Origin of the sequence: Arthrobacter sp. ov118, from assembly GCF_900116495.1 — a bacterium.
Taxonomy (GTDB): domain Bacteria; phylum Actinomycetota; class Actinomycetes; order Actinomycetales; family Micrococcaceae; genus Arthrobacter.
This window is the reverse complement of sequence record NZ_FPAY01000010.1, coordinates 51,353-77,057: the sequence shown is the minus strand read 5'-3', so window position 1 is coordinate 77,057 and position 25,705 is coordinate 51,353. Positions and strand designations below refer to the sequence as shown.

At 67.9% G+C, this 25,705-nt stretch carries 18 protein-coding genes; 12 read left to right on the top strand and 6 right to left on the bottom strand.

Translation table 11 applies throughout. From position 1 onward, the window contains the following. Positions 1-96 precede the first annotated feature (96 nt). A complete protein-coding gene (locus BM372_RS16725; RefSeq protein WP_090956579.1) occupies positions 97-1,617 on the top strand; it encodes a M20/M25/M40 family metallo-hydrolase in 1,521 nt (506 codons plus the stop codon). A gap of 105 nt (positions 1,618-1,722) precedes the next feature. Here BM372_RS16725 and BM372_RS16720 read toward each other — a convergent pair whose 3' ends face one another. Then, the gene (locus BM372_RS16720; protein ID WP_090956578.1) at positions 1,723-2,712 is read right to left on the bottom strand and encodes a M56 family metallopeptidase; all 990 of its coding nucleotides are present in this window, start codon (positions 2,710-2,712) and stop codon (positions 1,723-1,725) included. 6 nt (positions 2,713-2,718) lie between these two features. Continuing rightward, the gene (locus BM372_RS16715) at positions 2,719-3,105 is read right to left on the bottom strand and encodes a BlaI/MecI/CopY family transcriptional regulator (RefSeq protein ID WP_090956577.1); all 387 of its coding nucleotides are present in this window, start codon (positions 3,103-3,105) and stop codon (positions 2,719-2,721) included. A gap of 320 nt (positions 3,106-3,425) precedes the next feature. Between BM372_RS16715 and BM372_RS16710 the strand changes: the two genes are divergently transcribed. The 4 genes from BM372_RS16710 to BM372_RS16695 all read left to right on the top strand — a co-directional run bounded on the left by BM372_RS16710 (position 3,426) and on the right by BM372_RS16695 (position 11,006). After that, complete coding sequence (locus BM372_RS16710; RefSeq protein ID WP_090956576.1) at positions 3,426-5,024, top strand: cytochrome ubiquinol oxidase subunit I; 1,599 nt, start codon at positions 3,426-3,428, stop codon at positions 5,022-5,024. Between the two features lie 62 nt (positions 5,025-5,086). Then, entirely contained in the window at positions 5,087-6,136 is a 1,050-nt protein-coding gene (gene cydB, locus BM372_RS16705) for a cytochrome d ubiquinol oxidase subunit II (protein WP_090956575.1), read from the top strand. A 7-nt stretch (positions 6,137-6,143) separates the two neighbouring features. Continuing rightward, entirely contained in the window at positions 6,144-9,920 is a 3,777-nt protein-coding gene (cydD, locus tag BM372_RS16700) for a thiol reductant ABC exporter subunit CydD (RefSeq protein WP_090956574.1), read from the top strand. Positions 9,921-9,941: 21 nt separating this feature from the next. After that, positions 9,942-11,006, top strand: a complete 1,065-nt coding sequence (locus tag BM372_RS16695; RefSeq protein ID WP_090956573.1) for a GNAT family N-acetyltransferase — start codon at positions 9,942-9,944, stop codon at positions 11,004-11,006. Positions 11,007-11,060: 54 nt separating this feature from the next. On the opposite strand, the gene BM372_RS16690 is transcribed toward BM372_RS16695, so the two are convergent. Next, positions 11,061-11,579 (bottom strand): DinB family protein, encoded by a 519-nt coding sequence (locus BM372_RS16690; protein ID WP_090956572.1) that lies wholly within the window; start codon positions 11,577-11,579, stop codon positions 11,061-11,063. 376 nt (positions 11,580-11,955) lie between these two features. Here BM372_RS16690 and BM372_RS16685 point away from each other — a divergent pair, with 376 nt between their 5' ends. Both BM372_RS16685 and BM372_RS16680 read left to right on the top strand, forming a co-directional pair. Then, positions 11,956-13,890, top strand: a complete 1,935-nt coding sequence (locus BM372_RS16685) for an HNH endonuclease signature motif containing protein (RefSeq protein ID WP_090956571.1) — start codon at positions 11,956-11,958, stop codon at positions 13,888-13,890. Between the two features lie 273 nt (positions 13,891-14,163). Beyond that, on the top strand, positions 14,164-14,547 hold the full coding sequence (locus tag BM372_RS16680) for a VOC family protein (RefSeq protein ID WP_090956570.1): 384 nt from the start codon (positions 14,164-14,166) through the stop codon (positions 14,545-14,547). Between the two features lie 169 nt (positions 14,548-14,716). Here BM372_RS16680 and BM372_RS16675 read toward each other — a convergent pair whose 3' ends face one another. Further along, positions 14,717-17,275 (bottom strand): DNA gyrase/topoisomerase IV subunit A, encoded by a 2,559-nt coding sequence (locus BM372_RS16675; RefSeq protein WP_177236050.1) that lies wholly within the window; start codon positions 17,273-17,275, stop codon positions 14,717-14,719. A 67-nt stretch (positions 17,276-17,342) separates the two neighbouring features. On the opposite strand from BM372_RS16675, the gene BM372_RS16670 reads away from it, so the two are divergent. The 3 genes from BM372_RS16670 to BM372_RS16660 are packed head-to-tail and all read left to right on the top strand — an operon-like array spanning position 17,343 to position 22,145. After that, positions 17,343-20,054 carry a bifunctional acetate--CoA ligase family protein/GNAT family N-acetyltransferase gene (locus BM372_RS16670; protein WP_090956569.1) on the top strand — a complete coding sequence of 904 codons (2,712 nt, stop codon included), beginning with the start codon at positions 17,343-17,345 and terminating at the stop codon, positions 20,052-20,054. A gap of 56 nt (positions 20,055-20,110) precedes the next feature. Then, positions 20,111-20,854 (top strand): DUF5998 family protein, encoded by a 744-nt coding sequence (locus tag BM372_RS16665; protein ID WP_090956568.1) that lies wholly within the window; start codon positions 20,111-20,113, stop codon positions 20,852-20,854. 52 nt (positions 20,855-20,906) lie between these two features. Continuing rightward, positions 20,907-22,145, top strand: a complete 1,239-nt coding sequence (locus BM372_RS16660) for an alkaline phosphatase family protein (RefSeq protein WP_256214367.1) — start codon at positions 20,907-20,909, stop codon at positions 22,143-22,145. 142 nt (positions 22,146-22,287) lie between these two features. Here the strand turns inward: BM372_RS16660 and sepH are convergent, their stop codons facing one another. Beyond that, positions 22,288-23,712, bottom strand: coding sequence for a septation protein SepH (gene sepH, locus BM372_RS16655; RefSeq protein WP_090956566.1), 1,425 nt, complete (start codon positions 23,710-23,712; stop codon positions 22,288-22,290). 322 nt (positions 23,713-24,034) lie between these two features. Between sepH and BM372_RS16650 the strand changes: the two genes are divergently transcribed. After that, complete coding sequence (locus BM372_RS16650) at positions 24,035-24,334, top strand: DUF4193 domain-containing protein (protein WP_090956565.1); 300 nt, start codon at positions 24,035-24,037, stop codon at positions 24,332-24,334. Positions 24,335-24,401: 67 nt separating this feature from the next. Here BM372_RS16650 and BM372_RS16645 read toward each other — a convergent pair whose 3' ends face one another. After that, positions 24,402-24,887, bottom strand: a complete 486-nt coding sequence (locus BM372_RS16645) for a DUF3093 domain-containing protein (RefSeq protein ID WP_090956564.1) — start codon at positions 24,885-24,887, stop codon at positions 24,402-24,404. Positions 24,888-25,047: 160 nt separating this feature from the next. Between BM372_RS16645 and dut the strand changes: the two genes are divergently transcribed. Further along, positions 25,048-25,566, top strand: coding sequence for a dUTP diphosphatase (gene dut / locus BM372_RS16640; protein WP_090956563.1), 519 nt, complete (start codon positions 25,048-25,050; stop codon positions 25,564-25,566). Positions 25,567-25,705: the final 139 nt, after the last annotated feature.

The following is a 25,705-nucleotide window of genomic DNA, read 5'->3' as shown; positions in this document are numbered from 1 at the left end:
CAACCTCCGCCCAAGGTGCTTCCGATAGCTTCGTCGCACCGAGATGGGCAACAACGCCCGGATTCGGATTCCGCAGCCGAAGTCCAGGAGATCCCTATGAAACAACGCCGGAATATTCGCCGTGCGGCTATCGCCGCCTCGATCGGATTGGCGGCCGGCTTTGCGCCGCCCGCACTTGCTGACAACGGAACAAATACGGCACCCCTGCGTGCCGCCGTGTCGGCAACGAACATCATGAAGCATCTTGCCTCGCTCCAGGCAATCGCAGACGCCAACGGCGGCACCCGCGCTGCCAGCACTCCGGGCTATGAAGCCTCTGCCCGGTACATTGAGGGCCAGTTGCGGGCCGCCGGCTACACTCCGGTCCGCCAGCCGTTCACCTACGACCGCTACGACTTCGCCTCGGCTTCGCTGGACCGCGTGTCGCCTGATCCAGAGTCCTATGCCTATGGGGACGGCTTCCTGGACATGACCTACTCGGGTGCCGGTGATGTCACCGCCCCGCTGGCCGCGGTCGACATTAACCCGGCCGGCGACCACGCCTCGACCAGCGGCTGCGAAGCGGACGACTTTGCCGGGTTCACGCCGGGCAACATCGCCTTGCTCCAGCGTGGCACCTGTACTTTCCGGAGCAAGGCGGACAACGCCGCCGCGGCCGGGGCCTCCGGTGTCATCATCTTCAATCAGGGCAACGTCGACCCGGCGGATGACCGGGTCGGCCTGTTCGGCGGCACCCTTGACCTCCCGCAGGCCGCTATCCCTGTGGTAAGCACCAGCTACGCCACCGGCGCCGAGCTCGCCGGCCTCAGCGACGTTGTGATGCACCTCGCTGTTGATGCCGACGTGATTCCGATCAGCTCCTTCAACATCCTCGCCGACACGGCCGGCCGAGCCGACCGCACGGTGGTGGTGGGGGCGCACCTGGATTCGGTGGCCGAAGGCCCCGGCATCAACGACAACGGTTCAGGAACGGCCGCGATCCTTGAGACCGCGCTCCAAATGAAGGCCCTGGACGTTAAACCGACAAATCGGGTCCGCTTCGCCTTCTGGGGAGGAGAAGAGGACGGGCTGATCGGTTCCGAGTACTATGCCTCGCAACTGACGGCCCGCCAGCTCAAAGAACACGCCGTCAACCTCAACTTCGACATGGTCGGCTCGCCCAATTATGTCCGCTACGTCTACGACGGCGACGGCTCCAGTTTTGGGGAAAAGGGACCTAACGGCTCCTCGGTGGTGGAGGCGGTCTTCCTGGACTATTTCAAGTCCCAGAACCTCCCGGTTGCTGCCACGGAATTCGACGGACGGTCCGACTACTTCGGCTTCATCGATAACGGTATCCCGGCCGGTGGCCTGTTCACCGGAGCCGAGGGACTGAAGACAGCAGAAGAGGCGGCGGTCTTCGGCGGAACAGCAGGAGATCCGTACGATGAGTGCTACCACGCGGCCTGCGACACCATAGATAACGTCAACACCACAGTGCTGGAGCAGATGGCCGACGCGATCGCCCACTCGACCCTGACATTTGCCATGACCACCTCGGCGGTCAACGGCACGGCCAAGGGTAACGGGACCGGCAACGTGGACCTCGAATACAAGGCCAACAAGCTGCTCAAGTAGCCACCGGGACAGTAGCGCCACGAGCGCCGGGCCGCTCCGCCTCCGGGCGGGGTCGGCCCGGCATCTGCACGGGAAGGCTGCGGTGCTGGTCGCCGGGGGCGGGCCTCAGCCGAGCAGGCCGGGGACCAACAGCAGTGCCGTCGGTACGGCCAGAAGCAGGGCGCAGGCTGCCAGGACAGCGGCGCGCAGGGCTTCCGGAAGCGGCGGCCGAGGCGAGAGCAGGCGGCTCACGCGCGACGCCGTCGTGCCGGACGACCCCGTGCCACCGGTGGCCCCGGGCTGGCCTGCCTCCACATCGGGCAGGCCGGACTCGCCGAACGCCAGGCGTGGATCTGGAGCGGCGGGGGAGCCGCTGGCCACGATGGCGATCGCCCTGATCAGGGTGGCCTTGCTCTCGGTCTTGAGTGCGACGTCGTCGGCCAGCATTTCGATCAGTGAGTTTACTGACTCCTGCGCCAGACGGGTGGTGGGGAGCCACGGCAAAGCCTGGCGCCACGCAGCGAAGGCCCAGAGCAGAAGGTGGTGGCGCTGGCTTAGGTGGGCGTTCTCGTGGATCAGCACCGCGCGTAGTTCGTCCGGTTCCAGCGCGGACATGAGCCCATCGGAGAGGACGGTCACGGAACGGGCGCCGCCGGGCAGGCAGTACGCCACCGGTGAGTCCACGTTGAGCACCACGGTGCCGGGTCCGTCAGCGGACGGCGAGGCGAGCAGGTCCAGCAGTTCGCGGTGACGCCGGCGCTGGCGCTGGATCTTGTAGTAAGTCAGCAGCAGCGTGAAAACGAGGTGGGCCGTCAACAGGGCCGCAGCCGACAGTGCGAATATATGCCAGAAGCCCAGATCGGTGGTGGGGGCATTGTTGAACACCATGCCCGCCAGGGCACGCAGGCCGGAGACCAGGTTGTCCCCGACCGGCTCGAGCCCGTAGACCAGCATCGCGCCGATCATGGACAAACCACCGGCCAGTGCGATCGCCTGCCACAACAGCATCGCCGTGAAGGGGGAACGTGCAGGCCATTGGGCGCGCGAAAGAAGGATAGGCACCGGCCAGGCCAGCACTATCGCCAGGACCGCCAGAAAATATGAGGTCCAGAACATCGGGCGCTAGCTGCGGCCCAACAGTTTACGCAGGGTTTCTGCTTCGGTGTCCGTGACCGACCCGATGAATCGGGCCAGAACAGCCTCACGGTCGGGAGCGGAGCCGAGAACCTCGTGCATGAGTTCCGCGGTGTGGTCCGCCCGGCTGGAGACGGCCTGGTAGCGGTGCGGGCGGGTGCCGCGTTCGCGTTCCACCAGTCCCTTCCGCTCGAGGCGCGAGAGCACGGTCAGCACCGTGGTGACTGCGAGGTCCTTGCCCGCATGTCCAGTGGAGCCGTCCTGGGGGTTGGTGCTCTGCGCGAGGAGGTCCCGCAGAGTGTTGGCGGTCGCAGCTTCTTGCCCTGCCCAGAGCAGGTCCATCACTGCCCGTTCCAGTTCGCCGAGACTTGCCATTGCGTACATCCTTCTATGACTGCCGCTCCGACGTCGTGCTGGAAAGCTGGCGCCTGCCGGGGCGGTGTATGTGAATACTTCAATTACAAATCTAGCGGGTTTCGCGCGTTCTTTCTACATGAAGTAGAACACCGCCGCCAGCGTGTCGGGCCATTGTCCCGGGCTTGCCGGCAGGAGCCCACCGGTCCCATTGCGGGCCATGAGGTGCCGTGGGAGTCTGAGTTACGGGGAGGCGCCGAAGTGTTCTACACTCTGTAGAAGTAATACTTCTACGCCGCGTAGAAGTTGTTTCGCGAACCTAGCCAAAAGTAGGGACTGCCTTGGACGCCTTGGAAATCGCACGCTGGCAATTCGGGATCACCACGGTCTACCACTTCATGATGGTGCCGCTCACCATCGGCCTGGGCCTGGTGGTGGCTGTGATCCAGACGCTTTGGCACCGCACCGGCAAGCCCGAGTATCTGCGCATGACCAAGTTCTGGGGCAAGCTCTTCCTGATCAACTTCATCATGGGCGTTGCCACCGGAATCGTGCAGGAATTCCAGTTCGGCATGGCCTGGAGCGAGTACAGCCGGTTTGTCGGTGACGTGTTCGGCGCGCCGCTGGCCATGGAAGCGCTTCTGGCGTTCTTCGTGGAGTCGACGTTCCTGGGCCTGTGGATCTTCGGCTGGAAGCAACTCAAGCCCGGCATCCACCTGGCCTGCCTCTGGATCGCCGTAATTGGCTCCTTCTTCTCCGCCTACTTCATCATCGTGGCCAACAGCTGGATGCAGCACCCCGTCGGCGTCGAAATGGTCAACGGGCGGCCGGTCATGACCGACGCGTGGGCCGTCTTCACCAACAACACCGCCCTCGTTGCGGTGCCGCACACCCTGTTTGGCGCGCTGGCCGTCGCCGGCGGGTTCCTGCTCGGGATCGCCTGGTACCACCTGTGGCGCCGCCGCCACGACGGCATCGACACGGTCGGGCCCGATGGCCAGGTCATCCCCGGCGACGCCCCCGCCATCCTTGGCCGGGACCGCAGCGACCACACTGTCTGGATCCGCTCGCTGCGGATCGGGGCCGTCGTCGCCATGATTTCCTTCGCCGGTACCGCCGTCACCGGCGACCTGCAGGGCAAGCTCATGTTCGAGCAGCAGCCCATGAAGATGGCCGCTGCCGAGGCGGCCTGCCACGACGGCACCGGCTTCTCGGTCCTCAGCGTCGGCAACGTAGGCTCCAAGAACTGCGATGACATCGTGGCTGTGATAGAGGTTCCTGGCATCCTGTCCTTCCTGGCCAAAGGTGACTTCACCACCGAGGTCAAGGGCGTCAACAGCCTGCTGGAGGAATACCAGACAAAGTACGGCACCACCGTCCCGAACAACCCCATCTACGGGGAGCGCGCCGGCCAGGAGATCCAATACGTGCCCGTCATGGAAGTCACCTATTGGGGCTTCCGGATGATGATCGGATTCGGTGGCGTCGCCGCCCTCGCAGCGCTCCTGGCGCTGTGGGCCACCCGCAAGGGAACCGTGCCGGTCTCCCGCGGGCTCATGCGCCTGGCGGTGTTCGGCATCCTCGCACCGTTCGGCGCCAACGCCGCGGGCTGGATCTTCACCGAGATGGGCCGCCAGCCGTTCGTCGTCGCTCCTAACCCGGACGCCAGCGGAATCGACCAGGTCTTCATGTTCACCGCCGCAGCCGTCTCACCGGGCGTCTCGGCCGGCGAAATCCTGACCTCCCTCGTGGTCCTGACCTCCATCTACGCGGTGCTGCTGGTGGTGGAGGTCAAACTCCTGGTCAAGTACATCCGCGGCGGCGTCGCCTCGGCCATGCCGGAACTTGTGCATGCCTCCGTTGACGAAAACGAAGACAGCACACCGCCCGGCGGCACGGGCAAACCCGAGGGCGACGACGTCCTGGCTTTCGCCTACTAAGCGCCCCGCCAGCACTCACCCGAACAGCAACCACCCACGAAGAAGCACAGAGGATTCTCAGCATGGAACTGCTACCCACCATCTGGTTCATTGCCATCGCGGTGCTGTGGACGGGCTATCTCTTTCTCGAGGGCTTCGACCTCGGCGTCGGCATGCTGATGAAAGGTTTCGCCCGGAATAACACGGAGCGCCGGGTCCTGATCAACACGATCGGCCCGGTCTGGGACGGCAACGAAGTCTGGCTCCTGACCGCCGGTGGCGCCACCTTTGCGGCCTTCCCGCTGTGGTACGCCTCGCTGTTCTCCGCGCTGTACCTGCCGCTGCTGCTGGTCCTCGTGGCGCTGATCTTCCGTGCAGTGGCCTTCGAATACCGCGGCAAGGTGGACAATCCGCGGTGGCGCACCCGCTGGGACTGGGCCATCTGCGCAGGTTCGTTCGTCGCGGCCTTCGGCGTCGGTGCAGCACTCGCCCTGACCACCACGGGACTGCCGCTGGACGCCAACGGCGACCGCGAGGGCGGCCCGTTTGCATGGTTCAGCGGCTACGCCGTGCTCGGCGGCCTCGCAGTTGTCGGGTTCTCGCTCCTGCACGGGCTGGGGTTCCTGGCCCTGAAGACCGACGGCGAGGTCCGTCACCGGGCGCGGGCGTGGTTCGTCCGGCTGCTGCCCGTGCTGCTCCTGCCCATCGCCGGCTGGGCGGTGAGCCTGCAGGCGCTCAGCGGCGAAGCCTGGACCGTTGCCGCCGTCGTCGCCGCCGTCGTCGCCGCAGTCCTCGCCTGGAATTACGCCCGCACGGGCGCCGAAGGGCGTGCCTTCCTTTCCCTCGGGGCCTTTCTCCTGCTGGGCAGCGCGTCCATCTTCGGTGCAGCCTTCCCCGTGGTGCTGCCCTCCACCCTGGATCCCGCCTTCAACCTGACGGTCTCCAGTGCCTCGTCCTCGGACTACACGCTGGGCCTGATGAGCATTGTGGCCTGCATCGGACTGCCGCTGGTCCTGGCGTACCAGGCCTGGACCTACTGGGTGTTCCGGCGCCGGGTGAGCAGCGCCCACATTCCCGAGGCGCACAGCTTCCTGCCCGCGATCGCCGCCAAAGCGCTGGCACCGAAGGACTAACTGCCTCATGAGAGCGTTCCCCGCCGGACCAGCAACCCGTTCCGCCCTCTACCTGCTGGGCCTGTTGGCGGCCCTGAAGGCGCTGTCCCTCGTGCTGATGGGCCAGGCCGTCGCTTCGATGCTCGCCGGCCTCACGGCCCATGACCCTGCGTGGGGGGACCAGCTTGTCCTGGGCGCTGCCGGGGCCGTGCTGCGCTCACTGACCGTCTGGGCGCAAGCGGTGGTTTCCCGCCGGGCCGCCCTCGGGGTGAAGGAGGAGCTGCGCTCGCAGCTGCTGGCGCAGGCCCTGAGAACCGGAACGCGGGCCGCCGGACCGACGGACGGCGGCCTTGCCATCCTCGCCACGCGGGGACTGGACGCGCTGGACAACTACTACACCCAGTTCCTGCCCGCGCTGGTGAACTGCGCGGCCATCCCGCTGCTGCTGGGGGCACGCATCTTGTTCGCGGACTGGATCAGTGCGGTGGTGATCGTGCTGACTGTGCCGCTGGTGCCGCTGTTCATGGTGATGATCGGCCGGTATACCGAGGACCGGGTCCGGGAAGCCCAGTCAGCGCTGGCGCGGCTGTCCGGCCACATGCTGGAGCTCGCCAAGGGCCTGCCCGTCCTGGTGGGCCTGGGCAGGGCCGCTGCCCAGCGCAAGGCACTGGAGGACATGTCCGAAGAGTATCGTTCCCGGACCATGGGGACCTTGCGGACGGCGTTCCTTTCCGCCCTGGCCCTGGAACTTATCGCGACGATTTCCGTGGCGGTGGTCGCCGTGTTCATCGGTGTCCGCCTGGTGCACGGCGACATGGCCCTCGAGGCGGGGTTGCTGGCACTGATCCTGGCCCCAGACTGCTACCTGCCGCTCCGGGAGCTTGGCACCGCACACCACGCGAGCGACGACGGCCGGGCCGCGCTCGCCGAAACCACTTCGGTCCTCGCGGATCCGGGAGCCACGCCCCTGATCCCAGCGCCGGCCGCCGGGGCCACCGCCGCCGCCGTCGCCGGTATTGAAGATGGCCTGCCCGCCGTCACTGTGGAGGGGCTCACGGTCCGCTTTGGCGGACGCACGGACGCCGCCGTAGGACCGCTGAGCTTCACGGCGGCCCCCGGCCGGATCACGGCCCTTGACGGGCCCAGCGGTGCCGGCAAGAGCACCGTCCTCGGGGTCCTCGCGGGGACGGTTGGAACGGGCACCGGAACGGTTGTTTCCGGAAACGTCGGCGGATTCACGACGGCGGATGTCGCCTGGGTGCCGCAGCACCCGGTCATGGTCGCGTCGACGGTGCTGGACGAGATCCGCCTCTATCTCGGCGTGCCCGCCTACGGGCCGGACGCCGGAGTTGCTACTGATGCAGACGTTGATGCTGGTGCGGATGTCAGCGGCGGCACCCCGGCCGGCGCTGGGGCCGTGGGCAGCCGTGCGGCTGGCACGGGCCCTGCCGGTTCCGCAAGCGATGCGGCTGCCCTGCGGAGCCTCACGGCCGTGGCAGCTGAGCATCTGGCCGCCAAGCATCCGGCCGAGCTGAGCCCGGGGGAGCTGCGGCGGGTGGCTCTGGCGCGAGGGCTGGCGCGCATCGAGTCCGGTGCGAGCGTCCTGCTGCTGGATGAGCCGACCGCGCATCTGGGCCGGGCCTCGGCCTCTGTGGTCAACCGGGCTCTCGCCGGGCTCCGCGGAAAGGTCACCGTGCTGCTTGTCGCGCACGACCGGCAGACGCGGGAGTTGGCCGACCACGTCGTGGCGGTCACTACGCGCGGAGTCGGGCAGCAGGGGATAGAGCATCCGGAGCGCGGCAAGATCACGTTCGGGCCCGCGGCGAAAGCGGACAGGCATGATGCGGCGATCCGGCCGCCGTCGACCGTTCTCGCCGCGGAATCGGCCCCGGGCGCCGTCACCGCCCCGTCGCCGGATGCGGCCCGGACTCCGATTGCGGCACTCTCCCCGGACGCCGAACGGAGCGATGGGGCGGCCACGGCGACGGCCCGGGCAATGGCGCGTGCCGGATCCTTGCCTGGCACTCAGCCCACCGCTCCCGCCGGCCCGGTTGTGGCCCAACTGCGCCGCCTCCTGGCCCCGGTGGCGGGCCGTTTTGCGGCCGCCGGAGCCGTGGGCATCCTGGCGGCCCTGTTTGCCGTTGCCTTGGCCGGCCTCTCCGGCTGGCTGATCATCCGCGCGAGCGAACAGCCGCCCATCCTGTACCTGCTCACGGCGATTGTGGGCGTGCGGTTCTTCGGAGTGGGCCGGGCAGCCCTGCGTTACGCTGAGCGGCTACTGTTGCACGACGCCGTGTTCGTGGCCCTGACCCGGCTTCGGGGCCGGCTTTGGGAATCGCTGAGCCGCCGTGCCCTTTCCCTGCGCCGGCTCCTGCAGGGCGGCAACGTCCTCGGCGCGGTGGTGGATGATGTCGACACCGTCCGGGAACTGCTGCCCCGGGTCGTGCTGCCGCCGATAACCGCCGTTGCTGTCGCCTTTGCTTCAGTTGTCGGGATCGGGTTGTTGCTCCCCGCAGCGCTCCCCGCCGTAGCCGCGGCGGCGCTGCTGAGCATTGTCGTGGCCCCTGCACTAGCATTGGCCGCCGACCGAATGTCCGCCGGCACCGAACAGCGGCTGCGTTCCGGTGTGCTTCGGGACGTCGCCGCCGCCCTGGACGCGAGGGCGGAACTCCACGCGAATGGCGTCACCGCCCCGGTGCTGGGCGCGATCAGTCGGGCCGACCGGTCCGCTACCGCAGCCTCCCAGCGCTCGGCGTGGGCGGAAGGGCTCGGCCAGTCCCTGACCGTCCTGGCCTGCGCCGGTGCAGCGCTCGTCAGCGCCGTTCTGGCTGCCCCGCTGGCCCTTAGCGGAGCGGTCGAACCGGCGACGGTCGCCGTCGTCGTGCTCGTGCAGCTTGCACTCGTGGACCCCTACGCATCTATCACGACGGCGGTGCGGCAGTACCCGGCGCTGCGCGCGGTGCTGCGGCGCATCAGTGAAGCCGGGGTCCTGGATCCCGGGGCGGATCGCGACGGGGAAGGCGACAGTGCTACTGACGGCCTGGTGCCCGTAGCGGCACTTCCCGGGGGCGGGCCCGGGATCGAATTTGTCGATCTTGCAGTTGCATGGCCTGGTGGCGGCAACGTCTTTGCCGGGCTCACGGCTGCGGCCGGCCCGGAGCGGTGGCTAGCCGTCACCGGCGCCTCCGGGTCCGGCAAGTCGACCCTGCTGGCCGCAATTTTGGGGTTCCTGCCGCCGGCCAGCGGCCAGCTGTTCCTGAGTGGCCGCGCCGCGTGGTGCCCGCAGGAAGCGCATTTGTTCGACTCCACGATCCGCGGCAACCTCCTACTGGCGCGGCCGGAGCGCGGCGGCGCCACCGCGGATGGTGTTTCGCAGGTGTCCGGCGACGCGGGGCCAGCGGCAAGCGGGGCCGTCAGCCCGGCCGGAGACGAGGAGCAAATCCGCGCGGTGCTCGACGCCGTCGGGCTCGGTCCCGTGATGGCCCGGCTCGAGAACGGACTGGACACCCGGATCGGTCCTGGCGGTGCCTTCCTCAGCGGTGGGGAGCGCCAGCGTTTGGCCGTCGCGCGAACGCTCATGACCGGGGCCGATGTGATCCTGCTCGATGAACCGACGGCGCACCTCGATGCCGAGTCCGGCAGGCTCATGCTGGCCGAACTGCGGGACGGGCTCCGGGACCGGACCGTGGTCCTCGTGACGCACAATCCGGACGACATCGACGTTGCCGATACCCGCCTGGATCTCGACGCCGCGGCTGCCGCAGGCGTGGGCGCGGCCGCGGCGAGAGTGCTGGCGCGGGGGTAGCCCGCCGGTTAGCCTGTTGCGATGAACGGAAACGGCGAGCCCCGGCCCCGGCCGGCGCTCGATCCCAGACTGGTCTGGCGGCCGGCGGAGCACTGCGACCTCGATGGGTGGGCCAAGCTGATCGCCAGGACCGCCGCCGTCGAGCAGCCCGTCTGGTTTGAGCGCCGGGAGGATCTGGAACAAATCCTCGACTCGAAGAACAACCCCGCGGTGGCCAACACCATCCTCGGTTTTGATCCGGAAGGCGTTGCGCGGGCGTACGGACGGATTATGAAGAACCGCGACGGCGACAAGGCCATCGGCTTTTGCTGCGTCGATCCCGAGTGGCAGGGGAGCGGGATCGGCACCGGACTGCTGGGCTGGCTCGAGCAGCGAACCAGGGAGCGTTTCGCCGAGGACGGAGCGGTGGCCTCGGACGTGCGGGAGGCTGGTTCGGTCGGCGCGGCCGGGGCGGCGACCCCGCAGCGCCCCAGGCTGCGGCTCTACATGGAGCAGCAACAGCAGCACCAGGCGGCCTTGTTCGCCGCGGCCGGCTACGGCATTGTCCGCTACTACAACGAGATGCACCGTCCGCTGAATCAGGAGTTCCCGGATGCCGTCCTGGGCCCGGGGCTGGAGCTCGTGACGTTCGGGCCGGCGCTGCATGAGCCCGTGCGGCTGGCGCACAACGCTGCGTTCCGCGACCACTGGGGGAGCGAGCCTCGGGACGAGGAAGCATGGGGCTTTGTTGTTAATGATCCGCAGGCCCGGCCGGACCTCAGCGCCGTCGTGCTTGAACGTTCCACTGGAACCGTAGCCGGCTATCAGCTGGCCACCCACGATGCCGAGGCCGCCGTGACCCGCGGATTCCGCGAGGGGTACACGGAGCTGCTTGGGGTGCGGCGGGAGTTCCGCGGCCGGGGCATCGCGCAGGCGCTCCTCGCCGATGCCATGCGCCGGTTCGCCGCGGCAGGAATGGAGGTGGCCTCCCTGGACGTCGACTCGGAGAACCCGACTGGAGCCCTCGCGCTCTACATCAAGATGGGCTACGTGGCGGTCAACCGAAGCATGGCTTGGGACAAGGAGCTCCAGCCCGCGGCGGGCTAGCGGTTGTGAACCGCGGTGGTGGCTGCGGTGTTGAGTTCGGTGGTGGCTGCGGGGCTAGCCGTCGACGTCGTGCAGGTGATGGACGACGTCGTGCAGGAAGTACTGCGCAAAGGTCTGGACGGTAAACACCGAGCCGTTGCTGCGGGTCCCCTTCCGGTCCCAGTCTTCCTCCGTCACGCGGGCGAACGACGCTGCAATTTGCTCGCCTTCGGCGGTCAGCTCGACGGCGACCTCAGCCGGATCGGCGCTGGCGTAGTCCTGTTCGATTGCCGTCTGGTCCTGGTCCCAGTCATCGAACTGTGCGTCGTCCTCGGCCAGCATGAGCGACAGACGGTGGTCGAAAAGCGTGAAGACGTCACGAACGTGGCAGCTGTACTCGAGGACGGACCACGTGGAGTCATCTGGCCGTTCGGCCGCGTCCGACCGGCGGAGGGCAGCACGCCATCGCGGGAGCATGCTGGTGACGGTCCCGGGCACAGTCGCTGGAGTCACCAGGGAGGCGTCGAAACCGCATTCAGGGCAAGGCCGTGACAGGACCCAAGTCCAGTCCTTGGTATCCGGGGTGATAGGCATGCCAGCAGTCTATTTGTATTTGTCGCGCTATTTGTACTTGTCGCGCCAGGCATCGCGCCTCTTGTGGAATTTCTATCTTTGTAGCGTCTTGGTCCTCGCAGCCTCGCGGGGGCCGCACCCGGCGGGGGTGCAGCCGGTGGGGCGGTGCACTCGCCGGGAAGTGCAGCCGGCGTGAAGTGCTGACGCTTGGGGCGGTGCAGGCACCGGGGAGGTGCACCGCCGGGAAGTGCTCACGATCGGGTCGCCCCCCGCCGGGAAGTGCAGCCGGCGGGAAGTGCACCCACCGGGAAGGTCTGACGAACGATCGGGGCCCGGACCCGGGAGCCGCGCCGTGGTTTCCGCTTAAAAAGTCGCACCCCTTTGAAAGACTGTGTCTATGGAAGCCGCCAGGGATTTCATTCCGTTCGGGGACGACGGGCAGGGCGCGGGCCGCGGGGCAGACCGCGGCGCCGATCCCGCCCGGTTCTCCGGTGCGGATCACGCCCTGGCCGTGCTGCGGGATGCGGTTTCGGCGGCTGCGGCGGATGCCGGTTCGTGGGGTTTTAGGGCGGCGGCGGAGTTCGCCGGACAGATCGAGGAGCTCTCCCGCACGGTGGAGTATGGGCAGTTGGTCGCGGCGTCGGCTGTGGACCGGGCCAGGAAACAGGCCGCAGCTGCCGCAGCTGCCGGCGCCTCGGGGACGACGGGCTGGACTACGGGCTGGACTACGGGCTGGCGCGAGGACGCCGCCGCGCCTGAGGCCGGGATTGCCGGCGTTGCGGGTTCCGGGACCGGCGGTGGTGTTGCTTCCCCGGACGCGGCGGATGTGGCGGCGGCCGATGACGGGTACCGGAACACCGTGGAGTTCCTGCGGGCCAGGTTGCGGATTGGCGCTCCGGAGGCCCGGCGCAGGCTCACCCTGGCCGGGCGCGTGCTGCCGCGCCCGGGCCTGGCCGGACGGCGGGAACCGCCCGTGCACGAAGAGCTCGCCGCCGCCGTCGCGGCCGGGGAGATCGCCTCCCGGGCTGCGTCGATCATCACGGACGCGCTGGTCCGGGTCAGCCACGTCGCCGACGCCGGGACCGCGGCCCGGATGGAGCACGCCCTGACCCGCACGGCCGCCGAGAACGACGCCGATTTCCTGGTTCGGGTCGCCCGGAGCTGGACCGACGCGCTGGACCAGGACGGTGCTGAGCCCTCCGAGGAGCTGTTGCGCCAGCGCCAGGGCGCCTTCCTCCGCGGCCGGCGCCACGGCCTGCACCGCCTCGAGATCTTCGCGACCACCGAACAGTTCGAACACCTCCTGACCGTGATGAACACCGCCGCCAACCCCAGAATCCCCACCCCGGACACCAACACCCCGGACACCGACGTGCCCGCCGCCGGCGGGGGCTGGAACGTTGATGCGTGCCCCGCCGGCCAGGGCTGGAAGACAAGCCCCGCCAGCGAAGGCTGGGTGACCGGTGCCGGCAGTGTGAGCGCCTGCGCTTCCCACGCTGCCGGTGTGTCGGCCGCCGCGGGAACCGCCGCCGCCACGGAGGATGAGCTGGTCCTGGCGGATCAGCCCGCCGCGGCTGCCGCCCCCGCCGTGGCATACCAGCCCGTGCCGGAGGAGGATCCCGGCGCGGAGGGCCTGGACCTGCGTACCCGGGCGCAGAAAATGCTCGACGGCCTGGTCGGTGGCTGCAAGGCCGCCCTCGCCGCCGGCGCCGTCCCGGCCTCCGGCGGGCTCCGCCCCCAGGTCATGGTCACCATCGACTACCGCGACCTGCTCAGCCGCCTCGGGGCCGGTACTGACGGCACCACCTGCGACACCGCAGCGCCCTCAGCATCTGCCGCCGGCGTTCCCTGGCCCGCCGGCGTTCCGGGACCGGCCGGCCGGGCACCCGAGCAGACCGGCTCGCTGCTGTTCACCGGTCCCGTCACCGCCGGAACCGTCCGCAAAATCGCCTGCGACGCCGACATCATCCCCGTCCTCCTCGGCACCGAAGGACGGATCCTGGACATCGGCCGGGCCTCCAGAATCTTCCCGCCCCACCAGCGCAAAGCCCTCATCGCCCGCGACCGGGGCTGTTCCTTCCCGGGCTGCACCGTCCCGGCCCCGTGGTGCGAGGCCCACCACATCACCTACTGGTCCCGCGGCGGGACCTCAGGTACCGACAACGGCGCACTGCTGTGTTCCCACCACCATCATTTGATCCATAAGGAACGCTGGAGCATCCAGTCCCGCTCCGGGGTGCCGTGGTTCATCCCGCCGCCCCACATCGACCCCCGCCAAAGACCACGACGCAACCACTACTTCCACCCCGCCCAACTTCCCCGGGCCGCGTGACCGCGGTTATGGCGGCCGCCGTGTCAGGGACAGCGGCCGGGCACGGCACAGGATGCCATGGACCGAAACACCTCATGAGGATATTCGGCCACCACACCCCGTCATAGCGGCGAACAGCAGCCTGCGACGTCGTGTATGACGCTTCCGCGACGCGCTGTGAAGGGGGTTGCGGCGCTGGAGGAACCGCTGATGTGCTTCCAGTTTCAGGGGGCGCTCTGTGCACCCGGAGGAGTAAAATTCCTTCCGGGGGGCGGGCCTGGAAAGAGGATAGCCATGCTCAAGGATCAGCAAGTCGGCGCAGTATTACCGGCAGCGGACATCGCCAGGGCGCGTGCCTTCTACCGCGACAAACTCGGACTCGAACCCGAAAATCCGGATGCACAGGACAATCTGCAGTACAAGTGCGGCGGCGGGACCGGGTTCCTCCTGTATGAGACGCCCAATGCGGGCAGCGCTAAGAACACGCAGATCGGCTGGTCGGTTGATGACCTGCCGGCCGCAGTTTCGGAGCTCCGAGCCAAAGGAGTCGTCTTTGAGGAATACGATTTCCCGGGTTTGAAAACCGAGGACGGCATTGCGAAGACTCCGGACGGGAGTTCGGCAGCGTGGTTCCTGGACACGGAGGGCAACATTCTGAGCCTCAACCACATGGCGTAGGTATTACGCCACTGAAGTGCAGGAATCATCCTTGCGGGAGCATCGACAGCTGGCCGGAGTTCTGACGCGAGGGCCAACCGCGTAGCCAGGCGATTTAGCCGGCAAGACCAAGGATCGAGTACAGAGCCCGGTGGGGCCGCAAAAGTGCGGCCCCACCGGGCTCTTCAGGCTACGCGACCGTCCCCGCCTCCAGCTCCGTCTCGAGGACCGGCTCCTCGGACCAGGCCATGCTGGGGCCAATGGCGTCGATGGCCTGCGACAGCGGGATTCCCGAGCCGTCACGGCGGCCGTGCTCGCCGGGGAGTGAGCGGGCCACGCCGGCCAGGGAGGATGCCTTGGCCGGGCCGTGGCCGGCCCAGCCGAGCAGCAAGGTGTCCTCGCCCTTGAGGAAGCGGTGTGCCCGCACTCCAGCCGTGGCCCTGCCCTTAGCGGGGTACTCGGCCAGGGCAGTGACCTTGGCGGCCCCGGGCGCGGTGCCCGGCAGGGCGCCGTCGGTCCCCGCGATGGTCACGACGACGGCGGCGGCGTCCGTTGGGCTGGCGGTCCCGAAGAACAGCACGCGGTCCCCGGCGGCCAGCTTGATCCCCGCCATGCCGCCCGCGGTCCGGCCCTGCGGGCGGACGGCAGAGGCGCTGAAGCGCAACAACTGGGCCTGGCGCGTGAGGAAGACGAGGTCGTCGTCGTCGGACGCGGCGGCCGCCACACCCACAACGGTGTCCTTGTCCTTGAGTGCGATCACTTCCCAGTCCTCACGGTTCAGCGGATAGTCCGGCTGCAAGCGCTTGACCACGCCCTGGGCCGTTCCGATCGCGAGGATCTGGTCCAGCGGCGCGAAGGCCACAAGCGACTCGCCCTTCAGGAGCGTGATGAATTCCTTGGCAGGTACGCCGCCGGCCATGTTCGGCGTCCCGGACGTCGGCGGCAGCACTGGCATGTCCATGACCTGCAGCCGCAGCATGCGTCCTTGCGAGGTAACGGCTGCGATCTCGCCGCGGGCGGATGTCTTGACCACCGAAGCGAACACGTCGTGGCGGGTCCGCGGCCCGGTCTCGGCCAGACTGTCCTGGTTGGAGGTGCGGGCGATTTGCCCGGACACCGTGAGGATGGCCCAGCAGGGATCGTCCGCGATCTCGAGCGCCAGCGGCGCCGCCTTGCCCTTCACGCCTGTAGCGGCACCAGCGGAGGCGGCGACGGTGGGGGAGACGGCCTCGGATTCCAGCAGGACGGTCCGTCGCGGCGTGCCGTACTTCGCCGCGATCTCGGCGAGTTCGTCTGAAACGAGGGCGCGCAGCAGCGCGGGGGAGCCCAGGATGGCCTCGAGCTCGGCGATCTCCCGGCGGAGCTCCTCCTGCTCCTTCTCCAGTTCGATCCGGGAGTATTTGGTCAGCTGCCGCAGCCGCAGTTCCAGAATATAGTTGGCCTGGATCTCGGAAAGGTCGTAGATGGACATGAGCCGGGTCCGGGCCGCGGCGACCTCGTCGGAGGACCGGATGATCTGGATGACCTCGTCAATGTCCATGATCGCGACCAGGAGGCCCTCGACCAGGTGCAGACGGTCCTTCTTCTTGCCCAGCCGGAAGGCGGTGCGGCGCCGGACGACGTTGATCCGGTGGTTCACGTAGACCGAGAGCAGCTGGACCAGCCCAAGGGTCTGCGGCTGGCCGTCCACGAGCGTGACGTTGTTGATGCCGAAGGAATCTTCCATCGGGGTGTAGCGGTAGAGCTGCTGGAGCACGGCAGTGGGGTTAAAGCCGTTCTTGAGCTCAATGACCAGGCGGAGGCCGTGCTTGCGGTCGGTGAGGTCAACGATGTCGCTGATGCCGGTGAGCTTCTTGCCGTTAACGGCGTCCTTGATCTTCTCGATCACCTTCTCCGGCCCCACCATGTACGGCAGTTCGGTGACCACCAGGCCGGTGCGGCGGGCGGAGAGCTGCTCGACCTCCACCTTCGCCCGGGTCTTGAACGAGCCGCGGCCCGTGGCATAGGCGTCGCGGATGCCGTCCAGGCCCACGATCCGGCCGCCGGTGGGCAGGTCCGGGCCGGGGACGAACTTCATGATGTCCTCGAGCGTGGCGTCCGGGTTCTCGATCAGGTGCCGCGCCGCGGCGATGACTTCCACGAGGTTGTGCGGCGCCATGTTTGTGGCCATGCCGACGGCGATGCCCGTCGCGCCGTTAACCAGCAGGTTGGGGAACGCGGCCGGCAGCACCTCCGGCTGGGTCAGCTGGTTGTCATAGTTGGGAATGAAGTCGACGACGTCCTCGTCGAGGTGGTCCGTGAGCGTCAAAGCAGCAGCCGCGAGGCGGGCTTCGGTATAGCGGGGGGCCGCCGGGCCGTCGTCGAGCGAACCGAAGTTGCCGTGACCGTCGATCAGCGGCAGCCGCAGGGAGAAGTCCTGGGCCATGCGGACCATGGCGTCGTAGATCGCTGCGTCGCCGTGGGGGTGCAGCTTGCCCATGACCTCGCCCACCACGCGGGCGCTCTTGACATGGCCGCGGTCCGGGCGCAGGCCCATGTCGGTCATCATGTACAAGATGCGCCGCTGCACGGGCTTGAGCCCGTCGCGGGCGTCCGGGAGGGCCCGCGAGTAGATGACTGAATACGCGTATTCGAGGAACGAGCCTTCCATCTCGGAAGTGACATCGATATCGACGATGTTCTCTGCAAATATTCCTGCGGAATCTTGGCTGGCGTCCCCTGCAGGGGGCGTGGTTTGGCGGCGTGCCATGGGGCGGCTGGGTCCTTCTGAGGGGTGCTAAAGGGGTACTGCGTAAGTTTATGACTAGGCTAAGCCTATGGTGGATCAGCCCGCGGACGGCGTATATCCGGAATATTGGGAAGCCGATGTTGTCCTGCGCGACGGCGGCACCGCGCATTTGCGCCCCATCCACCCCTCCGATTCAGACGCTGTCCAGGCCTTTCACGTCGGCCAGTCCCAGAAGTCGATCTACATGAGGTTCTTCGCCTTCAAGTCCCGCCTGTCCAGCAAGGAACTCCAGCGCTTCACCGAGGTGGACCACAAGGACCGGGTGGCGCTGGTGATCACCATCGGCGGCGAGATTCTGGGCATCGGCCGCTACGATCGGCTGCAGGACCCGGCGGAGGCCGAGGTGGCCTTCAACATCGCCGACGCGCACCAGGGCCGCGGGATCGGCTCCATCCTGCTTGAACACCTCGCTGCCGCCGCCCGCGAGAATGGGATCCGCAAGTTCACTGCCGAAGTGCTCCCGGAAAACCGGAAGATGCTCATGGTGTTTTCCGATGCCGGCTATGACGTCAAACGGCACTTCGAGGACGGCGTGGTCAGCCTGGAGTTCAACATCGATCCCACGGACAAGTCCCGGGCCGTGATGGAATCCCGCGAGCACCGCGCCGAGGCCCGCAGCATCCAGGAGCTGCTCGCACCGTCCTCCGTGGCGGTGATCGGAGCGAGCCGCAAGTGGGGAACGGTGGGCTACCAGCTGCTCGAGCACGTGATCGAAGGCGGGTTCCCAGGCCCGGTCTATGCGATCAACCCCGAGGCGTTTGAACTGGCAGGGATGCTCTCCTTCGCCCGGCTTTCCGAGGTCCCCGGCCCGGTCAAGCTCGCCATTATCGCTGTCCCGTATGACGAAGTCCCCAAGGTGGTCCAGGAATGCGCCGCAGCCGGGGTGAAAGGGATCGTGGTGGCCACCGCCGGGTACGCGGACGACGGCGAACGCGGCCTCGCGCGCCAGCGCGAACTCGTGCGGCAGGCCCGCGCCAACGGCATGCGCGTGATCGGCCCGGCCTCCCTGGGCATCGTCAACACCAACCCTGCCGTATCCCTCAACGCCTCGATGGCCCCCGCACTGGCCCGCCGCGGCGGCCTGGGGCTGTTCAGTCAATCGGCCGCGATCGGCGTCTCCCTCTACGCCGCTTCCAGCCGCCGTCGCGTGGGCATCTCCACCTTCCTCTCCGCCGGAAACCGCGCCGACGTCTCCGGGAATGACATGATGCAGTACTGGGAGGACGACGCCGACACCACCGCCGTGGGCCTGTACCTGGAATCGATCGGCAACCCGCGCAAGTTCTCCCGCCTGGCACGCCGTCTTGCCCGGACCAAGCCCGTGATTGTGGCCAAGTCCGGCGCCGTGGGGTTGAACCTGCCGCCCGGGCACGCCGTCCGCACCACCCAGGCGCCTCCCGAAGCCCTGGACGCCATGATGCGCCAGGCCGGGGCCATCCGGGTGGAGACCATTGAAGAGCTCATGGATGTCGCCCAGGTCGTGTCGAGCCAGCCGCTGCCCAAGGGTCCCGGCATCGCTGTCTTCAGCAACTCCCGCGCCCTTGGCAAGGTAGTGGCGGACAGCGCTGCAGGCCAGGGCCTCGGGGTGGAACGGATTGTGGCCGACGTCGACCTCGACGCCGGCATGTCGAGTGCGCTGCCTGCCTTGCGTCGAAGCCTGCAGGAAGCGCTGACCGTGGACACCGTGCACGCGGCGGTGGTGGCACTGCTTCCCGCGCGCGGGCTTACGGTCGAGAAGATCGCCGCAGTGCTGGCGGAATGTTCAGCGGCGGCGGGCAAACCCGTGGTCGCCGCTTTCAGCGGGATCCTTGATCCCTCCATCTACGTCGAGGGCATGGTGGGTGCTGACGGCGGCCGGCCGGGTGAGTCTCCCGCAACCCCGCCGGTTCCCTGCTACTCCAACCCGGGCGCGGCGGTGGCCGCCCTGGCCGCCGTCGTGCGCTACGCCCAGTGGCTGGACCGGGACCATGGCCTGTTCGTCGAGCCCGAAGGCTGCCACCCGGACGCTGCCCGGGCGGAGCTGGAGCAACTGCTCCACGATGTCGGCGGCGAGCAGCTCGTCCGGCTGGACCAGGCGACGGCGGCGCGGCTGCTGGGCCACTACGGCATCCGGGTGGTTCCCTCCGTCGGGTTCGAGACCACGGAGGAGGCAGTGGCGGCTGCCGAGCAGCTGGGCTGGCCCGTGGCATTGAAGACCACGGATCCCGCGCTGCGGCACCGGCTGGACCTTGGCGGCGTGCGGCTGGACATTCAAGACGCCGGTTCGCTGCGCAGCAACGTGGTGCAGATGCGCCAGTCGCTGGAGCGGTACGGATCCCCGTCCCTCGAAGTGCAAACCATGGTGCCGGTGGGGCAGGCCTGCACTTTCCGTGCGATTGAAGACCCGTTGCTGGGGCCGGTGGTCTCCTTTGGCCTGGCGGGAGACGCCGTGAACCTGCTCGATGACTGGGCCCACCGCGTGCCGCCGCTGTCCGGATCCGATGTCCACGATTTCATCCGCTCGCCCCGGGCCTCGAGGAAACTCTTCGGCTATCAGGGCCTGCCCGCCGTGGACGTTGGGGCGCTCGAGGACCTCGCCGCACGGCTCACGCGGCTCAAAGACAACCATCCGGAGGTTGCGCTGGTGGAGTTCAATCCCGTCTTGGCCGGCCCCGATGGCGCCTCCATTCTGGCCGCCGACGTCCGGATCGCCAACGCCGCCCAGCGGACGGACAGTGCCCGCCGCGCAATGCGCAGCTAGCCGCGTGAATGCCGGGGCGGTTAGCGTGTGCCCAGCCGATCTGTGAAAATGGGACCATGAGCTCCCAGCCTCCAACACCCAAACCCCTGGCGACTGCCCCCGGACGCCAGACCGCGCGCCTGAACGGCCTCCATGACCACAGCGCGCAGGGCCAGAGCCTGGACGGGGCTCTCCAGCAGGCCGGGTTCTACCCGCGGCTCGTGGCCGACGTCGTCGCCGATGCCCTGGATGGCCGCGACTGCGTGGCCCACCTGGTTCACCTCGAGACACACTTCGACCGTGCCGAGGTCCGCCGCCACATCACCGTCCTGGTGCTGACGGAGGACATGCTGGTCATCACCCACGTTGACGACCAGCAGCTCGACGAAGCCGGCGAACAGACCGTGGCCCAGGTCTCGACTGAGTCCGTCCCCGTGACGCAGATCCGCTCGGTGGTCTTGAGCTACGTCTACGCGCAGCCGCAGGACTACAAGCCGTCCGACCCGGTCCGCGAACTGACCCTGTCCATTGCCTGGTCCGGCGGCCAGCGCCTCGACATGGGACCGGCTACCTGCGGGGACCCGCAGTGCGAGGCCGATCACGGCTACAGCGGCACCATCGCGCAGGAAGACATTGTCCTGCGGATCAGCGCCGAGGCGGACGGCCTGCAGGCGGTGCAGGACGCCAAGCACTTCGCGCGCGCGCTGCGTGCCGTCAACACCGGCTCCGCGGCCCCGGCCCCGCATACCGGGCCCGGCCTGCCGCCGCGACCCCGGATGGGTGTGTTCGGAAACCGCCTCAGCCGCGGCCACCAGCGCTGACATGGCTCACGTCCGTGAGCCGGGGCCCGCGCAAAACCAGTTGCCGCCGGTGATGGGCCGTTCTGCTGCGCCCGTGGGGGTGGCTTCCGTCGCCCCGTTGACTTCCGACGCTGCGTCCCGGCTCCCGCCGGCCCCCGCGTTCGGGCAGCGCTCCATCGCCGAGGTCCTGACCAGCGCCGCAGCGAGCCTTGGGGTTCCGGGGTTCGAGAACAAACTCGACCTTCCGGCCGCCAAACGGGTCTGCGTGGTGCTGGCGGACGGGCTGGGCCGCAATCTGTTGAAGCAAAAGTCCGCCCATACCCCGTTTCTACGCTCGGTCCTGCAGGCCGGCCAAGGCAACATCCCCGTGTCACTGGACTCGGCCTTCCCGTCCACCACCGCTGCGTCGCTGGCGAGCTTCGGCACCGGTTTGCCCGCGGGCCAGCATGGCATGGTGGGCTACGACGTCCTCGACCCGGACCAGGACCGCGTAGTGAACATGCTCGGAAACTGGGATGCCGGCGTGAATCCGCAGGTGTGGCAGCCGTTTCCCACCGTTCTTGAACGGGCCGCCGGTCATGTCGACGTCACCACCGTCAGCCTCCCGCAGTTCAGCACCTCCGCGATGACCGAGGCCGCGCTCCGCGGCGGGCGATTCATTACCGGAACCACGTCGCACGCCCGCACGGCGGGGGCGGCCGAGGCCATGGCCGGCGCCGGCCCGTCGCTGATGTACTTTTACGTCAATGAGCTCGACAAGGCCGGGCACCGCCACGGCTGCCAGTCACCGCAGTGGGAGCACCAGCTTGAAGAGCTCGACGCCACTGTCCGTCGGCTCAGCGCCACCCTGCCGCCCGGCACCACCGTGCTGCTCACGGCGGATCACGGCATGGTGGACGTGCCGGAATCGCAACGGATCGATTACTCGGCGGAGCCGGCGCTTCTCGCCGGAGTGCGGCACACCGCCGGTGAGCCGCGGATGGTCCATCTCTATCTGGAGGATCGCACGGACGACGCCGCGCGCGCCCGCCTGCTGGAAAACTGGCGAACCCGCTTCGGCGAGAGAATATGGGCCTTCACCCGGGAGGAAGCGATCGCGGGCGGGCTGTTCGGTGATGTACGGCCCGAGGTCGCCTTCCGGATCGGCGACGTCATGATCGCCGCCCGGGACGCCCTGGCGCTTTACGACACGCGGCGGGTCCGGCCCACGGCCCTCGAGGTTGTCGGCCAACACGGATCCTTGACCAAGGCCGAACGGGAGGTTCCGCTGCTGTACTTCCAAGCTGACGGTAAGAGGGCCCCTCGAGGCTAAGCCCGCCGGTAGCGGAGTGGGGTGCCCTGGTCACCGGAATTGGCAGCGGCGCCTTGGTTCCGGCCGCTCCAGTCGCGGCGCTGCGCCCTAGTGGGCTGACAGTGACCGCTGGCCGGGCCCCAACCGTGGCTTTCGGCCCCTTCTACTGGTCGTTGCGGGTCCCAAAGACGATCTCGTCCCAGCTGGGAACGCTCGATCGTTTCGGCTTTGCCGGCTGGCGCTCCGGCTGCTCGGTGCCGGATTCGTTCCTCGCGGCTTGCGCCTCGCGGTGCTGGCGGCGGGAAGTTCCGCCGCCGATCAACTCGTCCAGGCCGGGGCTCGCCGTAGGGCTTTTGCTCACTGGACGCAGCTGGGAGGCCGCGATGGTGACTTCCCGCGTCTCGGTACTGACGCCGTCGTGCAGCCGAAGGCTATCGTCCTCCTCCTCGGGAAGGCGCGGTGCCAGGGTCAGCCGCGACAACATGGACGGCCTGCCGTCGCGCCGGCGCGTGAAGGCATCGGTTTCCGTCGGGGCGGTCTCATCAATGGCAGAGGTGGCGGCGCCAGAAGCGGCTGGCTCTGTGAGTTCGGCAGCGCCCGGAACGACGTCGTCGGCCGTAAGGTCTTCAGAAGGAGCCTCCGGCTCGGCATCTTCCGGCACCTCGGGCGCGTCCGGAACCTCGGCAGGCCTGGGGTGGGCCGCAGGGATCCCGGTGTTCAGGAGCATGGCGAGGGCATCGTCCGCGTCCTCATCCACCCCGATCCGCTGGCCCCGGCGGGAACGCAGCATGTCCAGCAGACCGTCGGCCTCCTGCTCCTGGTGAATCCTGTCCTGCTGCAGCAGCATCTGGTGGATGATGCTGTGCTGGCCGGTCGCTGTGCGGGCCGCAGCCTCGGCATCGGTTTCAAAGTCAAAGGGGCGGTCCGAGACGGCCGTAAGCCGCCGGGCCGGCACGGGACCCTCGAACGGCTCGAGCTCGCTGAGCTGCTGGGCCCAGCGGTTGGCGTTTTGAAGGGACTTCCGGGCCGGGTGGAAGGTCCACATGGCCGGCGGCTCCTCGCCGATCCCGGCAGGTCCACCGGGCTTGGGCTCGAACCGCGCCACCACGTTCCAGCTTCCGTCAGGACGCCGCCACGAGTCCCATTCCAGGGTCGAGGGTTCGACGCCGTAGGCCCTCAGGCGGTGCTCGACCATGTCGCTGAGGGAGGCGGGGTTGTCCCCAAAGACGGATCGGTAGGCGTCGTGGCCGGGGGCGGGGGAGGCCACTTCCACTTTGCGAGCCTGCTCGGCGATGTACTCGCGTTCGGCGAGGACCGGTCCTTCATAGCGCTGAACTTTTTCCAATGGAATACCGGACAGCTCAGCTACCTCCGCGGCCGTGGCTCCGTTGCGGATCCGGGTCTGGATGTCGCGCGGAGACATGGCAATCGGTGGTGCGGCCTCGCTGGCAACGGCCTTCGCCGTCGCGCGGCTGGCCGCCACCCGAAGTGCTTCATCGATTGGCAGCTGGAACATCTCGCCGCCGGCGCCACTCAACAGGAGATGCTCTCCATCGTCGTGGACGCCTACAAGCCGTAGATCCTGCATACAAATCCTCCACCCTGGCATTACTAACAATCGAAACTCTGCCACCAGCGGGACACATTTCGGGTTAGGACGGCAGGCGCGCCGCGATTTTCCGCGACTTTCCGCCGGTTTTGGTGGCTCCGCCGAAGATGGCGGGCGGAACCGACCGGCGGCCTCTGGCGTTCGGAGGGCGCTTAAGCAAAAATGTCCCGACAGCGGGCACAAAAACCGCATGCCCGGTGTTACATCGGTGAACCGATCCAGGGGCCCAGGGTTACCGTCCTGGCAGGGCCGACTGGAACGGCGAACCAACCGAATGAATGCGGAGTGTGAGCAACAAATAATGGCGACTGATTACGATGCGCCGCGCAAAACCGAAGAAGACCTCAGCGAGGAATCGATCGAGGCCCTGAAGGCGCGGCGTACGGAGAAGCCTTCCGCCGTGGTGGATGAAGACGAGTCCGACCTCGCCGAAGGCTACGAACTTCCTGGCGCCGACCTGTCCGGGGAGGAATTGCTGGTACGGGTCCTGCCCGCCCAGGCAGACGAATTCACCTGCGCCTCATGCTTCCTTGTCCGCCACCGTTCGCAGATTGCCCGCGAAAAGGACGGCCTCAAGTATTGCAAGGACTGCGAGGGATAGGTCCTGGCAATGGGGAAGCCGGGCAATAAAGAACGGGTGAACGGGTCAAGGGGAACGGGACGCGGAACTAGGAGCTGAGTGCGGCGAGCAGCCGATCCGGGTGCCGGGTGGACGTCAGCCAGTACGGGGTGCGGTCCGACGGGTCCTCGATCTCGATCCGGACCACCGGGTCCACCCAGCCGCGGATGCACAGGAATGCGAGCCCGTTAAGCCGTGGTCCCCGTTCCGCCGTCGCGTCCTTGCCCCGGTAGGCCGTTGCCTTGCCCAGGAAACCGCGTTCGATAGTGGCCCGCCCCACCTTCAGGGTCGCCTTCGTGACAATGATTGACGGGGTGGACAGCAGCAGCAGAACGGCGATGATGACGAAGAGCACGATCGCCGCCGTGATGCCGACCCAGATGCTGATGGGTGCCAGCATGAGGATTCCTGCGCTGGAGAGCAACGCCGACACGAGCCAGATCCAGAAGTTCGGCCAGAGCTTCTCAGCGTAAAGGACAGTGGAGTCGCTAGGGGCGCTATTGGGGGCAGGCGCAGCTGCGCTGGATTCGGGCATAAACACAGCTTTTCACCTTTCGCAGGCTATTTCATCTCAGCTCCTGCCCACTCCCACCCCGCGGGTGGTGTGGCCCGGCAGGGTGCCCCGGGCAGGGTGCACTGCCCGGGCGGTCGGGCGGCTAGGCCGATGCTCGTTGCTGGCGTTAGAGTGAGAAACTGTGACTGAAGAAAACACCGCCGTCGCCAGTGCCGCACTCACGGCCGACGGCAAAGAGTACGGAACGCCCACCCTGACGGTACAGCTGAAGATGCTCGACGACGGGCTCGAGCCGCCGTCGTACGCGCACCCGGGCGACGCGGGCGCCGACCTCCGCGCCCGCGAAGACGTCGTCCTCGCACCGGGGGAGCGCCGCTTGGTACCGACAGGGGTGTCGATTGCGCTCCCGGACGGCTTCGTTGCGTTGATCCACCCGCGGTCCGGCCTCGCCACAAAGCACGGGCTGACCGTGGTGAACGCCCCGGGCACGGTGGATGCCGGCTACCGCGGAGAAATCGCGGTGACGCTGCTCAATACTGACCAGTTCGAGCCGATCGAACTCCGGCGCGGCGATAGAATTGCACAGATGGTCATTCAGCGCGTGGAGTACGCGACGTTCCTCCGCGTTGAGGAACTGGACGGCTCGGTCCGCGGCGGAGGCGGGTTCGGATCCACCGGCGGTTTCGGCCGGCCGGCCTGAGCACGGGTCATAGCGGGTTGTCCGGGATTTTGCAGGGCCACACCTGCCGCTGCAGCGAGATATCCAGCACCCGCGGGATATGCGGTGCAGCGATAATTGAGCAGGCGGAAAATTGAGCAGGCGGCTGGCGGGTAGCGGG

Excerpts from the sequence above, each read along its gene's own strand:
- BM372_RS16725 (WP_090956579.1), top strand. The coding sequence starts at position 97 with ATGAAACAACGCCGGAATATTCGCCGTGCGGCTATCGCCGCCTCGATC.
- BM372_RS16720 (WP_090956578.1), bottom strand. The coding sequence starts at position 2,712 with ATGTTCTGGACCTCATATTTTCTGGCGGTCCTGGCGATAGTGCTGGCC.
- BM372_RS16715 (WP_090956577.1), bottom strand. The coding sequence starts at position 3,105 with ATGGCAAGTCTCGGCGAACTGGAACGGGCAGTGATGGACCTGCTCTGG.
- cydB (WP_090956575.1), top strand. The coding sequence starts at position 5,087 with ATGGAACTGCTACCCACCATCTGGTTCATTGCCATCGCGGTGCTGTGG.
- cydD (WP_090956574.1), top strand. The coding sequence starts at position 6,144 with ATGAGAGCGTTCCCCGCCGGACCAGCAACCCGTTCCGCCCTCTACCTG.
- BM372_RS16695 (WP_090956573.1), top strand. The coding sequence starts at position 9,942 with ATGAACGGAAACGGCGAGCCCCGGCCCCGGCCGGCGCTCGATCCCAGA.
- BM372_RS16690 (WP_090956572.1), bottom strand. The coding sequence starts at position 11,579 with ATGCCTATCACCCCGGATACCAAGGACTGGACTTGGGTCCTGTCACGG.
- BM372_RS16685 (WP_090956571.1), top strand. The coding sequence starts at position 11,956 with ATGGAAGCCGCCAGGGATTTCATTCCGTTCGGGGACGACGGGCAGGGC.
- BM372_RS16680 (WP_090956570.1), top strand. The coding sequence starts at position 14,164 with ATGCTCAAGGATCAGCAAGTCGGCGCAGTATTACCGGCAGCGGACATC.
- BM372_RS16675 (WP_177236050.1), bottom strand. The coding sequence starts at position 17,275 with ATGGCACGCCGCCAAACCACGCCCCCTGCAGGGGACGCCAGCCAAGAT.
- BM372_RS16670 (WP_090956569.1), top strand. The coding sequence starts at position 17,343 with ATGGTGGATCAGCCCGCGGACGGCGTATATCCGGAATATTGGGAAGCC.
- BM372_RS16665 (WP_090956568.1), top strand. The coding sequence starts at position 20,111 with ATGAGCTCCCAGCCTCCAACACCCAAACCCCTGGCGACTGCCCCCGGA.
- BM372_RS16660 (WP_256214367.1), top strand. The coding sequence starts at position 20,907 with ATGGGCCGTTCTGCTGCGCCCGTGGGGGTGGCTTCCGTCGCCCCGTTG.
- sepH (WP_090956566.1), bottom strand. The coding sequence starts at position 23,712 with ATGCAGGATCTACGGCTTGTAGGCGTCCACGACGATGGAGAGCATCTC.
- BM372_RS16650 (WP_090956565.1), top strand. The coding sequence starts at position 24,035 with ATGGCGACTGATTACGATGCGCCGCGCAAAACCGAAGAAGACCTCAGC.
- BM372_RS16645 (WP_090956564.1), bottom strand. The coding sequence starts at position 24,887 with ATGCCCGAATCCAGCGCAGCTGCGCCTGCCCCCAATAGCGCCCCTAGC.